At 38.7% G+C, this 13,211-nt stretch carries 13 protein-coding genes, 1 tRNA gene and 1 pseudogene; 10 read left to right on the forward strand and 5 right to left on the reverse strand.

Annotated elements, in window-relative coordinates; genetic code table 11:
- A partial coding sequence (locus HCR01_RS24230) for a transposase (RefSeq protein ID WP_193198645.1) occupies nucleotides 1-1,162 on the reverse strand: 1,162 nt, incomplete at its 3' end.
- Between the two features lie 1,044 nt (nucleotides 1,163-2,206).
- Here HCR01_RS24230 and cysH point away from each other — a divergent pair.
- The 6 genes from cysH to HCR01_RS24255 all read left to right on the forward strand — a co-directional run bounded on the left by cysH (nucleotide 2,207) and on the right by HCR01_RS24255 (nucleotide 6,497).
- A complete protein-coding gene (cysH, locus tag HCR01_RS24235) occupies nucleotides 2,207-2,932 on the forward strand; it encodes a phosphoadenosine phosphosulfate reductase (protein ID WP_193198646.1) in 726 nt (241 codons plus the stop codon).
- A 609-nt stretch (nucleotides 2,933-3,541) separates the two neighbouring features.
- Nucleotides 3,542-5,281 (forward strand): Mu transposase C-terminal domain-containing protein, encoded by a 1,740-nt coding sequence (locus tag HCR01_RS24240; RefSeq protein WP_193198647.1) that lies wholly within the window; start codon nucleotides 3,542-3,544, stop codon nucleotides 5,279-5,281.
- A gap of 3 nt (nucleotides 5,282-5,284) precedes the next feature.
- On the forward strand, nucleotides 5,285-5,536 hold the full coding sequence (locus HCR01_RS24245; protein WP_226889591.1) for a hypothetical protein: 252 nt from the start codon (nucleotides 5,285-5,287) through the stop codon (nucleotides 5,534-5,536).
- Nucleotides 5,502-5,669, forward strand: a complete 168-nt coding sequence (locus HCR01_RS39000; protein WP_226889592.1) for a TniB family NTP-binding protein — start codon at nucleotides 5,502-5,504, stop codon at nucleotides 5,667-5,669. The genes HCR01_RS24245 and HCR01_RS39000 overlap by 35 nt, the downstream gene beginning before the upstream one ends.
- Nucleotides 5,611-5,787: a hypothetical protein gene (locus tag HCR01_RS24250; RefSeq protein WP_193198716.1), complete on the forward strand. Its 177-nt coding sequence runs from the start codon at nucleotides 5,611-5,613 to the stop codon at nucleotides 5,785-5,787. The genes HCR01_RS39000 and HCR01_RS24250 overlap by 59 nt, the downstream gene beginning before the upstream one ends.
- A gap of 233 nt (nucleotides 5,788-6,020) precedes the next feature.
- Entirely contained in the window at nucleotides 6,021-6,497 is a 477-nt protein-coding gene (locus HCR01_RS24255) for a DUF6262 family protein (protein ID WP_193198648.1), read from the forward strand.
- A gap of 284 nt (nucleotides 6,498-6,781) precedes the next feature.
- On the opposite strand, the gene HCR01_RS24260 is transcribed toward HCR01_RS24255, so the two are convergent.
- The 3 genes from HCR01_RS24260 to HCR01_RS24270 form a co-directional block, all read right to left on the reverse strand.
- Nucleotides 6,782-7,546, reverse strand: a complete 765-nt coding sequence (locus HCR01_RS24260; protein WP_193198649.1) for a hypothetical protein — start codon at nucleotides 7,544-7,546, stop codon at nucleotides 6,782-6,784.
- 303 nt (nucleotides 7,547-7,849) lie between these two features.
- The gene (locus HCR01_RS24265) at nucleotides 7,850-8,110 is read right to left on the reverse strand and encodes a hypothetical protein (protein WP_193198650.1); all 261 of its coding nucleotides are present in this window, start codon (nucleotides 8,108-8,110) and stop codon (nucleotides 7,850-7,852) included.
- A gap of 157 nt (nucleotides 8,111-8,267) precedes the next feature.
- A complete protein-coding gene (locus tag HCR01_RS24270) occupies nucleotides 8,268-8,750 on the reverse strand; it encodes a MerR family transcriptional regulator (RefSeq protein ID WP_193198651.1) in 483 nt (160 codons plus the stop codon).
- Between the two features lie 70 nt (nucleotides 8,751-8,820).
- On the opposite strand from HCR01_RS24270, the gene HCR01_RS40495 reads away from it, so the two are divergent.
- The 3 genes from HCR01_RS40495 to cas12k (HCR01_RS40505) are packed head-to-tail and all read left to right on the forward strand — an operon-like array spanning nucleotide 8,821 to nucleotide 10,762.
- Nucleotides 8,821-9,072, forward strand: a complete 252-nt coding sequence (locus tag HCR01_RS40495; protein ID WP_320073167.1) for a hypothetical protein — start codon at nucleotides 8,821-8,823, stop codon at nucleotides 9,070-9,072.
- 53 nt (nucleotides 9,073-9,125) lie between these two features.
- Entirely contained in the window at nucleotides 9,126-10,013 is an 888-nt protein-coding gene (cas12k, locus tag HCR01_RS40500) for a type V CRISPR-associated protein Cas12k (RefSeq protein WP_320073168.1), read from the forward strand.
- Between the two features lie 14 nt (nucleotides 10,014-10,027).
- Complete coding sequence (cas12k, locus tag HCR01_RS40505; protein WP_320073169.1) at nucleotides 10,028-10,762, forward strand: type V CRISPR-associated protein Cas12k; 735 nt, start codon at nucleotides 10,028-10,030, stop codon at nucleotides 10,760-10,762.
- Between the two features lie 787 nt (nucleotides 10,763-11,549).
- On the opposite strand, the gene HCR01_RS24280 is transcribed toward cas12k (HCR01_RS40505), so the two are convergent.
- Nucleotides 11,550-11,620 (reverse strand) — tRNA-Cys (locus HCR01_RS24280).
- Nucleotides 11,621-12,136: 516 nt separating this feature from the next.
- Here HCR01_RS24280 and HCR01_RS24285 point away from each other — a divergent pair.
- Nucleotides 12,137-12,664, forward strand: a pseudogene (locus tag HCR01_RS24285) (IS701 family transposase); the annotation flags it as partial.
- Between the last annotated feature and the right edge of the window lie 547 nt (nucleotides 12,665-13,211).

The following is a 13,211-nucleotide window of genomic DNA, read 5'->3' on the forward strand; positions in this document are numbered from 1 at the left end:
CAAATCCTAGTCCGGCCTTTGCTTGCCACCCAACATTGAGAGCTACTGGCCCCAACAGGTCAATGTTATAGTCTCGCTGTGAGGTAGAAAGTAATTGTGCTGATGTGTATGCTTGGTCAACCAAGTGCTGTTGAGGCAGGAGGTTTTTTTCTCCCAAAGCTTGGTGAATTGAGGGAACAACAGTTAGGTCTTGAGTTGTGGCAGCAGTCGTCTCTACATGAGTGATAATATGAGGCGAATCTTCATCACAACTTTCTGTCAAATGCACTTTGTAGCCTGTCCAGTTGGTAGTGCGTTTGGTGCTGTTACGGGCATCTAAGTCATAGGGAGAGCGAATTCGCACAGCTCCGGGTGGCCCATCTTTGTCATTGCGTAATTCAATTTTGTCTGTTGGTGCATAGTATTGCTGTAACCAAACCTGACGCAAAATTTCTACGGCTGGCAGTTGCCGCAGTTGGATGGGGGAAGTTTGGGAATAGATGTTATCGAGTAAATAAAAGCCATCAGCCCCAATTGTCTGAGCTAAAAATTCTCGCTCCCAAGCCGTTCTGGGCAATCGGGTATCTTCAAAGCGTCTGCTATAGCGGTCATACCATTCGGCGGGAGCTAATGACTTCAGCCAAGTCGGTGCAACTTCAGCCACAGCATTCAAAGCGTACCGCAGGGTTTCTCCCAAATGCTCTAGTCTTGTTAGGTCTCTAACTACTGTTAACACATGGGTTGAGTCAGTGCGCTGTTTTCCCTTTGCCCAGAGCAGTTTCCGTTCCTGAAATCTCAACAACATCTTGTCTAGTATTTGCTGCTCGACACCACCTGTTATTAATCTGTCGCGGAATTCGCTCAAAACACTAAAATCAAAACCAGGATCTGTTAACTCCAACGACAAAGCATATTTCCAGTCAATCCGCCCTTGCACTGCCTGCGCTGCTTGTCTATCAGATAAATTTTCTAAATATTGCATCACCAGTATCATCGCCAATCGCCAAGGTGCTTGCGCTGGCTGACCCCGTTGTGGATAAAGTGATGCGAAATCTTCATCCTGATAAAACACCCCAAGTTCATCACGCAGTCGCATATATAAATTACCTTTGGGAAACGCAGCTTTGGCTACACGTACCGTTTCATCGGGAATAGGAAGAATTTCTTCGGGATGTAAGCACATATACTGCCTCCAAAGGTATTTCTTCTAGTTTATTGATAATTGAGGCAGCTAAGTTAATTTTTTCTCTCCGTGTAATACACGGAAAGGTAAAACCAGCCTCTCCATGTAATACGCGGTAAAATCAGCGTTTTTATATTAAGTAATATTTCGCCAACGGTATCAGATACGTGCAAAATGGGACACGTTGTAAAGTTATGTTACGCAGATGGCTGAAAACCCTAGATTTTGCCTTGTTTCAATACCGATTTGAGCGTCTTCTCTCTTGTGAAAACATCACCAAAAAAGGTCATTAATGGGCAAGTGTAAGGGACGAAAAGCCGTAAAAGCTTGGTTTTAGCATGGAAGATTTGGATTACTCCATCATCATTTTTGGGCAAGTTAGTAAATCAACAAGGCATTCTCTGCAATATTTATTTACAACGTGTTCCAATTTGCAGGTATCCCGGCGGCCACCCTTATACACCAATACAGTTCAGTTAAGCCCAAAAAATTAAATTATGTAGGTTGGGTTTCACTGCGTTCAACCCAACCTACAATTATTCTTAACTGAACCGTATTGCCTTATACACAAAATGTAAAAACCCTACTCAGTTCTGAGCAGGGCTATGTAAAGTTTTTTGCTAAAATTCTCAGTTTTATTTTTAGAACACGTTCATGATCGTAATAATGCTAACGCTAGTTAACATAATCAAAACGCCCATAGTTAAGGATTGGCTTAATGTATTGGAAGATTTTGAATTGTTCATTTAAGTAAAATCCTTTTTATTAAGGTTCTCTTAACCATATCAATGCCAGTATAAATATCCATAAAAGCACAGCAAAACTTAAAATCCTGTAAAGTTTCTTAGTAAATACTATGATTTGTACTTCCTAGTCAATTGTACTGAGTAAAAAAAATCAGACAATGGTCGATGCTCTATGCTCTATGCTCCATAATGTAGCGATCGCCGAATATCTGAATTACCTAATCTCCGAGCGGATTATGCGCCTTTTGTAGTGTAAAATTTACATTAATCAAGGTAGACATTTGAACAAAAAATTATTATGACAGCTTTCACGGCATCTCAAAACCAAACGAGCGCTTTTGACCTAGAGCAATTAAATCAGCAATTTGAAACAGCCACTCCAAAAGAAATTTTGGCATGGTCTATAGAGAATATCCCAACAGGGCTGGTGCAAACTAGCGCTTTTAATGTGGATGACATGGTAATTACACATATTCTTTACAGTGAACTTAAGCATCCGGTTCCTGTGATATTTCTCGACACCTTGCACCACTTCCGTGAAAGCCTAGAATTAGTTGCCAAAGCCAAACAGGTTTATAACCTAGATCTAAAAACATACAAAACTCCAGATGTAGACACCCGCGAAGCCTTTAATGCTAAATATGGCGAAGCACTTTGGGACAGAGATATTGCCCAATTCCACCACATTACGAAAATTGAACCTCTGCAACGTAGTTTAGACGAACTAAATACAGTTGCTTGGATAACCGGACGCCGCCGTGACCAAGCAGTAACCCGTGCTAACATGCCCATATTTGAATTGGATAACCAAGGTCGGCTGAAAATAAATCCTATTGCCACCTGGACACGCCAAGATAGCTGGGTTTATGTGGCTGAACACAAAGTGATCTACAACCCTCTGCACGACCAAGGTTATCCCAGCATTGGGGATGAACCTATCACTACCAAAGTAGGTCAAGGCGAAGACGAACGCGCCGGACGCTGGCGGGGAAGTAATAAAACTGAATGTGGAATTCATATTTAAGGATAAGTAGGGAATAGGGAGTAGGGAGTGAGAAATGGAAGAAAATAATATATTTCTCCATTCTTCTAATCGCCCTCTCTCCTCGTCTAATTACTCTGCACGTCTACGGTTAGATCAAGAATCGCATAAAACAAATTACATAACTGGTTATCTATATGAGTTTCTATCCGCAACCAGGGTATAAGCTAAACCTCTTAGGATACTCATAAAAATACCCCTAGCGATCGCAGGGGTTTAGGGTATTCAGATAGCTCAGTTAACTCTCGGTTTAGCTTTTGACTATCAAGTATCTCTTTTGAACTAATTTTGAAAGTTCTAAAAGGCTAAAAGCCTTGTACATTCACTAATTATTTGTCCATTTAACAAAATATTGTCAAAATATTCTAAATACCTAAAACCCGAACATAGCAGAGATTATGCCAGGTTTTTTCCTATTTAAGACAGTTATACCCATCTAAGCCGATATTCACTAATTAGATGTCAAATACCAGATATTTCACAATTTAATTGTCACTTCCAAAAACCTGGAAAAATCATGAGTTTTCATAAATTAACAAATTATTTGTCAATTTAATAGTATAATACAACTATGTTTTGATAAAACACTGTATGGAAAATGCAGAATTTTCTACAACCTCTACGACTTGGGCAAGCTCCGCAGATGTTAATAATGATCTTGCTGAAGCAAACGTTATAGTTTCTAAACTTTCAGATGAAGCTTTGCTGAAAATGGAGGTGATTCAAAATCTTTTAAAAAATCGCGATCGCACTACATATACTCAAAAGCTCAAGGAAGCAGCAGAAAAGCTTGGGAAGTCAGTACGTACAGTGCGACGGCTAGTAGACAAATGGGAACACGAAGGTTTGGCTGGACTGGTGCAAAATCAACGGGTGGATAAAGGGAAGCATCGAGTTGATGAAGACTGGCAAAAGTTTGTGTTGAAGACTTATAAGGACGGTAATGAAGGTAGTAAAAGAATGACTCGCCAGCAGGTATTTATTAAAGCTAAGGCCAGAGCTGATGAACTGGGAGTTAAGCCTCCTTCCCACATGACGGTTTACCGAATTTTGCAACCGTTAATAGATAAAATTGAGCAAGCTAAAAGTATTCGCAGTCCGGGTTGGCGTGGTTCGCGGCTATCAGTCAAAACCCGTGATGGAAAAGATTTACAAATAGAACACAGTAACCAAGTTTGGCAGTGCGACCACACCCTTGTTGACGTTTTATTAGTAGATCAGCATGGCAAAATTCTTAGTCGTCCTTGGTTAACAACAGTTATTGATAGTTATTCACGCTGCATTATGGGGATTAACTTGGGCTACGATGCACCAAGTTCGACTGTTGTAGCTTTGGCGCTACGTCATGCAATTTTGCCCAAGCAATATGGGTCAGAATATGGACTTCACGAAGAATGGGGTACTTCTGGTTTGCCGCAACACTTTTATACCGATGGGGGTAAAGATTTTCGTTCCAACCATTTACAGCAAATAGGGGTGCAGTTAGGATTTGTTTGTCATTTGCGCGTTAGCGAAGCGGCTCTGAAAGAGCTTCGCCCATCTGAAGGTGGTACTGTCGAACGTCCATTTAAAACTTTAAATACAGAATTATTCTCAACTTTACAAGGATATACAGGTTCAAACGTTCAAGAGCGACCAGAGGAAGCGGAGAAAGAAGCTTGCTTAACGTTGCGGCAATTAGAGCAAATGTTGGTGCGTTACATCGTTGATAACTATAACCAGCGACTTGATGCTCGAATGGGCGACCAGACAAGATTTCAACGCTGGGAATCTGGTTTAATTGCAGCACCCGATTTACTTTCCGAGAGGGATTTGGATATTTGCTTAATGAAGCAAACACGGCGACAAATTCAACGCGGGGGATATCTGCAATTTGAAAACTTGATGTATCGAGGTGAACTCTTAGCGGGTTATGCGGGGGAAAGTGTTGTGTTGCGATATGACCCCAGAGACATCACAACGATTTTGGTTTATCGCATAGAAGGGGATAAAGAGGTATTTATTGCTCGTGCTTATGCTCAAGATTTGGAGGCAGAAGAACTATCTTTAGATGAAGCAAAAGCTAGTAGCCGTAAGGTCAGAGAAGCGGGTAAGGCTGTGAGCAATCGCTCAATTTTGGCTGAAGTTAGGGAACGCGAAACATTCCAAACTCAAAAGAAAACTAAAAAAGAGCGTCAGAAAGTAGAACAGGCTGAGGTCAAAAAATCTAAACAACTTATACCTGTTGAGCCAGAAGAATCAGTAGAGATGGTATCTATTGATAGCGAACCTGAGCCAGAGATGCCGGAAGTTTTTGATTATGAACAAATGCGTGAAGATTACGGATTTTAAAAAATGACTTCAAAAGAAGCCCAAGCAGTCGCCCAACAATTAGGTGATATTCCCGTTAATAGTGAAAAATTACAGGCGGAGATTCAACGATTAAATCGTAAAGGTTTTGTCCCACTTGAACAAGTGCAAATTCTTCATGATTGGTTGGAAGGAAAGCGTCAATCAAGACAATCTGGGCGTGTGGTAGGTGAGTCCAGAACAGGTAAAACAATGGGTTGTGATGCCTATAGGCTTAGGAATATATCAAGTAACTAAAGGAACAGTGGCAGAAATTCGAGATAGAACACTGCGGGTTCTTAAAGGTTGCGGGGTAGAGATGTTGATTATTGATGAAGCTGACCAATTTAAGCGGGGGTGCGATCGCCCGATGGGAAAAGTTTTGGTTTAATCCGCCTCCTTCTCGGCAGCAGTTGGAAGCGTTGGCTATTGTGGTGGGAGTTGAGGCCGATAGGTTAGAGCAGATGTTACCACCTGCTGGGGAGGGAATGAAGATGGAGCCAATTTGATGTTTGCCAATATGACAAGTGATCAGAAGTGTTTATAGACTTTATTTTTGAGTATTGACTGTTTATGTTTTACTTTATAGAATTTTCTATAAAAATTGTATATGATGTATACCATAATTAATAAAAATATTAAACAAATTTAATAATAAATTATCTGAAATCAAAAATTTTCAAACAATGAACAATAGCAGTAATAATCAAACTTAGTATTGTTTTTTTAGGAGAAAGTTAAGGTGAATCATGATAGAAATGTTGAAGGCTTACGTCAGAATGCTTATAGAAAGCGACTAGAAGCTATTGAAAAGACAGAAAAAGGAATTCAAAAACTTCTACAAGAAGGTAAAAGTATAAACTTTAAAGCTGTTGCTGAAGCTGCTGAAGTTTCCACAGCTTGGCTTTATAAGGAACCAGTGATTAAAGAACGTATTCAAATTTTAAGGGATCAAAATACTAAAAAAAAGAAGCAATATTCTTTGAAATGTCAGACTTTTAATGATGAAATATGTGCTGATATAATTGTGGTAATAGATAAAGCAGTAAACAAAATAGAAACAAAAAACATGGATTGGGATGAATGCACTAGATGTATAAAGCAAATAAGCACACAAATCGCAGAACTTGATGAGCAAATACACTCTTTGAAAATTGAAAACTTAAAACTTAAAAAACAGATCGCTTATATAGCTTCAGAAATGAATCAGAATATTTAGCAAATTTGATTTAATTAAAAAAGGCATATTAAATATGCCTAGATTTAATGAAAAATATAACTTTACTTAACTTGAGCGTTATTTATTTAAAACTAACAGTCGATCACAACTTATTATCTTAATTTGACGCTAAAATGTGTAGATGCTTATTCAGTGAAAGTTTTGCTAGTTCTTTTGCAGCTTCATAATCACTATTTTCTCGATGTAAGTTTTTGGACATTAAATTCAAACAAAATTCCTTTTCATATTCGTCAACAGATTTATACTGTTGTTGCTTATTTTTTCTATTCTTCATATGATTCTCCTTGTACTTTAGGCTTTTTAACTTGATGATAGTAATTAGCAAAGAAGAGAGGATTTAAGTGTTGTTCAAAATATTGCTTCTGCTTAATCCATATGAAACCATCTCCTTTGGAAATTACTGCTACATCGATCAACCCTCCTACAGTTTCATCTTCCATTGATATTTTTTGCCTTAGTGCTGTCAAATTTACCAGCGACTCTGCCATTACCGCTAGTTCTTCTTTTGGAAGAACTGCACAAGCGTTGATAATAGGATTAACATGTTTTTCTCTTCTATATTTTGACATATTTGAGTTGAAATCATTTAGTACATTAGTACTTAATTTCTTAAGTTTTTTAATAAGTTCAGTTCTACGGGTATTGTTTAATTCAGTTATGTGATTTACTATCTGAACATGATACTCTTCAAAAATTGCATCTAAGTACCCTTCAAGACATAAACGGTAGTCAGGATGTATACCCTCCATGAATGTATAAACCATTTTATGTTGTGCAAAAGGAACAATAGCTGCTGTCATATCAGAACTAATTTGAGTCTCTCCTGTTTGTTTATATTTTAATCTATTGTTAGCTACACCTTCAATTAAGTATGCCATCACTGATGGATATATATCTGACTCGCCAAAGCCTGCAATTACAATTCCAGAACTTAGCTCTGAAGGAAATATATCTTTTGAAAATAGATAACCACAGATTTCAGTCAACTTAATATTAAGGTTTTTTGTGTTAACTAATTTTCCAAACACATCTTTTTTAGCTGATTCTATTTCTTCGTCATACTTATCAAGAATTTCTTGAAAATGATTTTCTGAAACAGAAGGAATATTCTTTGCCTGGCGTAAAAGCTTATGAGTATATGTAATTCTTTCAGATAGTATTTTTTTATATTTTTGTTTAGTTAATTCTTCTTCTTCATATATAATTTGTTTTATTTTATTACCAATTTCTTCTTTAAGAGTTTCAAATAAATTGCTAATAGCAGCATATACATAGTCTGATTGTTCTGTTTCAGGAAAAAGAGGGTTTCCATTATCAAGATAAGTTACAAATTACTCTGCATATTCTTGGAGTGTCTCAAATTTTTGATCTCCAAGTTTTTTGGAATACATTTTTATGATTGTTTCCCAAGGAATACTCATCAAATCTGCATTGCCATAAACCATAATGCCAACAGGATGATACTTAGATAGCATGAATAGTTTATTAACTGTGTTATATACTTTTCTTCCTCCTTGACCAACAACTGTAACTGCACTATCTGCGGCTAGGGCAACAGCCATTCTATTCATTACTGCTACTTCTGCTGTCATAGAAGCTTTTCCAGATAAAATTTATGTACTTTGTAAGTATATAAACAAAGTAAATACTACGTCAAGAGTAAGCTAAATTTTTTACTGCTTTGTAGTGTTTGAGCAAGAGTTTGTTAGGCTTTTGAAGCCCTATATTATGCAGTTATGTGGAGATTCGTTATTCTATATTGTCTTCACGGTTGATGGCTTTATCCCGTAGACTATTTACTACCGACAAATAAATTACATCTAACCATACGGGAATCACTGCTTTACCTTCCACTACAGAAGCGATCGCTTTTTCTCGGTCAAACTCCACAAGGGAAAGCATCAGCCCTGTTCCTCCCTTGGCAGCTTTTTCTCCCACTGTTCCTAACAACATAAAACGCTTTCCCTGACCAGATTTAAACAACTCCGGCTCCTTGTCTTTCAGGGTTTTGACCGTTTCACCAGCCAAATCAAAACTCAACCCAGCAGACAGAAAATATACCATCACAGCCAATTCCACCAAATTGGCTTTTGAGTAATAAATACTACGCCCAGTTCCCGTTTCACTGATAACAGGAACAATCACCCCCTTCTCTCGCCAGTACTGGAGCTGACGCAGGGTACAGCCTGTTATTTCAGCCGCTTGTTTGCTCGTAAAAAATGTGTCCTGCATGAAATAATTTTACACATAGCTGTTTATAAGACAAAAATGTTATTATTAAACATATATGTTTTAAAATGCCATGAGCCAAATCACAATTCAGTGCCGTTTGGTGTCCAGTGCATCTACCCGCCAATACTTATGGAAGTTAATGGCAGAGCAAAACACGCCTCTGATTAACGAGTTACTGGAACAATTGGGACATCACCCAGACCTTGAAAATTGGCGACAAAAAGCTAAAATCCCTGCTGATATAGTTAAGCAACTATGTCTGACACTTAAAACTGACCCTCGCTACAGTGGTCAGCCTTCTCGGTTTTATGCCAGTGCGTAGACGCGTTCGCGGAGCGTCTCGAAGAGAAGCGGCTTGCCGAAGGCATCGCATTGGTGAATTACACCTATAAATCATGGCTGGCGTTAATGAAGCGGTTGCAGTCACAACTCGATAGCAAAATCTACTGGCTGGAAATGCTCAGAAGTGATGCTGAATTAGTTGAAACCTGCGGTGCATCCTTGGATGGAATTCGCACTAAAGCAACTAAAATTTTGGCTCAAATTGCTCCAGTCGATATAATTGACACTCAACAGCCAAAGACCAGCAAAGTCAAAAAGAGCAAAAAGTCTGCGCTTTCACAGACTGATGGTGTAAAGCACGCACTTCAAACAAGCGATCGCCATGTATTTAATACCTTATTTGAAATTTACCGCAATACCGAAGACATCCTGACTCGTTGCGCCATTAGCTATTTACTCAAAAATAGCTGCAAAGTCACTGATAAAGAAGAAGACTACGAAAAATTTACTCAACGCCGCCGTAAACTTGAGATTCAGATTGAACGCCTCAAAGAACAATTAGAAGCACGAATTCCCAAAGGTCGAGATTTAACTAATACTAAGTGGTTGCAAACACTCTTCACCGCTATACACAACGTCCCTCAAAGTGAAACCGAGGCGAAATCTTGGCAAAACAGCCTTTTAAGACAATCTAGTTCTGTACCGTTCCCAGTAGCTTACGAAGGCAGCGAAGAGATGACTTGGTTTCAAAACCAAAAGGGACGCATTTGTGTAAAATTTAAAGGTATCAGCGAGCATACCTTTGAAGTATATTGCGATAGTAGGCAGCTACATTGGTTTAAACGCTTTTTAGAAGACCAACAAATCAAACGCAACAGTAAACATCAGCACTCCAGTAGTTTGTTCACTCTTCGCAGTGGTCGTATTGCTTGGCAGGAACAGGAAGGTAAAGGCGAACCCTGGAATGTGTTCACAGTCTAACTCTCTACTGTTGTGTGGATACTCGCCTCTGGACAGATGAAGGTACAGAACAAGTAAAGCAAGAAAAAGCAGAAGAAATCGCCAAAATCATCACCAGAACCGAAGCGAAAGGCAATCTCAACTCCAAACAAGAACTATTTATCAAGCGGAAAAACTCGACACTATCTAGAATCAACAACTCCTTTCCTCGTCCGAGTCAACCTTTGTACAAAGGTAAATCTCATATTTTAGTAGGTGTTAGCCTTGGTCTAAAGAAACCTGCAACAGTAGCAGTAGTGGACGGCATTACAGACAAAGTTATCACCTATCAAAGCATTAAACAGCTACTTGGGAATAATTACAAACTGTTAAACAGACAGCAAAGAGAAAAACAAACTTTATCTCACAAACGCCAAATAGCCCAAATATTCGCTTCACCAAAACCATTTGAAGAATCCGAGTTGGGGGAGTACATAGATAGATTACTCGCTAAAAAAATTGTCACCCTTGCTCAAACATACTCTGTTGGTAGCATAGTCCTGCCCAAACTAGGCGATATACGAGAGCAGGTAAACAGTGAAATTCAAGCAATAGCTGAACAAAAATGTCCAGATTGCCTGGAAGCACAGAAAAATTATGCCAAACAGTATCGGCATAGTGTCCATCAGTGGAGTTATGGCAGATTGATTGAGTGTGTTCAAACTCAAGCGGCTAAAGCTGGAATTGTTACAGAAGAAGGGAAACAGCCTATCCGAGGCAGTCCACACTAGAAAGCAAAAGAGTTAGCGATCGCCGCCTACAAATCACGCCAAATGGCAGATTGACAAAAATTTGAACCTTGAAAATAAAATAAGTAATAGCGCCGCAGTTCATGTTGTAATCAACCGCTGAACTGTGAAAAGTTTGGGTTAGTTTGACTGTGGGAACACAGTCGTGCTTTCTGACCCTAGTAGCTGCCCACCTTGAAGCTGCTGTCTGTTGTAGACAGGAATCAAGTGCGCCCCCAGTAATAGAGGTGCGGGTTTACCGCAGTAGTGGCTACCGAATCACCTCCGACCAAGGAGGAACCCACCTTAATTATTTTTGATAGGGGTTAAAGATTCAAGCAGTTTCAACTCCCGTTCTTAAATTAGGAGGGTTGAAAGATTCTTAGAGGAAAAGGTTAGCGCATCCTTGGGTGCTTTAAAAACCCTTTCAAGCGGATGGGTTGAAAAAACCGACAGGGAGCGAGTTAAAAGCCTTTCCATCTATAAGGCTTATTGAAGGTTGAGTACTGACACATTTTCAGATACGCGTAGGCGTAGCCCGCGGTAGGCATCGCTTTTTTCAATAAGCCTCTATCAAGTTTGAGTTGAGAAAGCTTCTACATATTAAGGTTTTAGTAGTTATACTAAAACTTTGCTAGATTTATGGTGGGTTGAAAGGTAAGGCAGAGGTCTGCCTTTGTGATGGGTATCCGTTTGTAGTTGTGACAAAAAATCTGTTAACAGTGACATCATTTTGTTAAACATGACATTAATCTGTTAACAGTGACAAATAATTAGTTAATGTACAGAAAGGCGGCACCCGGATTTGAACCGGGGATGGAGGTTTTGCAGACCTCTGCCTTACCACTTGGCTATGCCGCCAGACATTTAATAACTTATTATATCAAAATTTTATCTAAATTTGCACTCTCTATCTTGGTAAATCCTCCAGTGTATAACAAGATTCAGAATTCAATAGCCTCTTTGCACCCCATGAGATGGCAATACTGAGTGCACCATAATTTATCATCTTTCATTATGTTACTTTCTTGGCTGATAATTCTCCTTGAAAAGCTCTGTTGATAGATTTGGTGTGATTAAAAAACTTGGAATTTTCGATGTTAAGTCCATACTCAATCTCATTGAAGCCAATTCATCTACGCGATAATTAGCTATAGTTTGTATATAGTGTAAAACTTACGCATTGACAGAGTGCTAATATAATGCAGACTTGAAATTGGTGTCGTCTACTCACAGGTATTAGAGAAATCAGCAAACCCTCGACAGCACAATGTAATCTGGAACATTACACTCTATTTCTGCTATCAGAGCCAAAGCATGGGGGATGCAGCCGATTAGCAGAGATATTGGAAAATGTTTCACATGATAGTGTAAATCTCAGGAGTGGAGAACTTGAAATTTCTAAGAAACCAGGAATTGGGTTTTCTATTCGGTGTTGAGAAAAATAGAACTGTCTCGAATGAAGCAGGTAAATACAGCCAGGTAAGCACTCTAGAGATTCCAGATGAAGGTTTAAGAACTCATCTAAAAGAATTTGAATTTATTAAGTTGTTTAGGAAAGTCTTTAAAAAAGAAGACTCTAAACACTATATTTTATATCTACCTGATGAGGACAAGCTCCAACAAATAGCGAGGAGTGAATTGATCACAATTCATGATACCCATTGGGGAATTGAAACATTTCATCGAGCAATCAAACAGGTCTGTGGAATCTGTCGATTTATGGTTAGAGATAGCCAAGCAATTAAGACTTATATATTTTGCTCACTTCAAGCATTTGTTAGATTGGAGCTAATGCGTTCTGAAAAAACAATTACCAACTGGTATGAAGTGCAAAGGAACTTATTTACAGAAGTCGTGCGCGAGTATATTTTGAACAACATCACTAGTGCAGGCGTTTATTAAAGTTTATAAGTGATGTTTTTTGTCAATGCGTAAGTCATATAGTGTAATATTGCTTAATATATAGATATAACGCAAAGACTCAATGCATTTAGTGTGCAATGAAGTTATGAGATCGTGCCTTATAGATAATCGCTATCTTTATGAGTAGTCTAAGAGGATGTCTGAGAAGTCAAAAATGTCATGCTGAACGTAGCGCCAGCGGGGTGTTCGCGTAGCGTTCAGAATGACAAAATATACCTTGCCAAAACTTTTCAGACATCCTCTAATGTAAACCACAAGAAATCCTCCATTCTTATGACTGTAAAACTCCAGACCGAAAACGACTTTATTCCGGCAAGCACTAGCATAAAGATAAATCAAGAAACAGAAAACGAAAAAGTTTTATGTTCTCATTGTCAGCGCACCGCTACGAACGGTATTAAATGTAAAGGGATTTGTGTGGCTGACAATGATTATTAAGGTATGAATTTTATCGCTGCAATTTAGATGGGTAAGCAAGATTTTCAATATTCTCCATTAATAAGGACAATCCTGAACTCAGGGGCAA

The sequence above is a fragment of the Nostoc sp. MG11 genome (assembly GCF_014904695.1).
Taxonomy (GTDB): Bacteria; Cyanobacteriota; Cyanobacteriia; order Cyanobacteriales; family Nostocaceae; genus Komarekiella.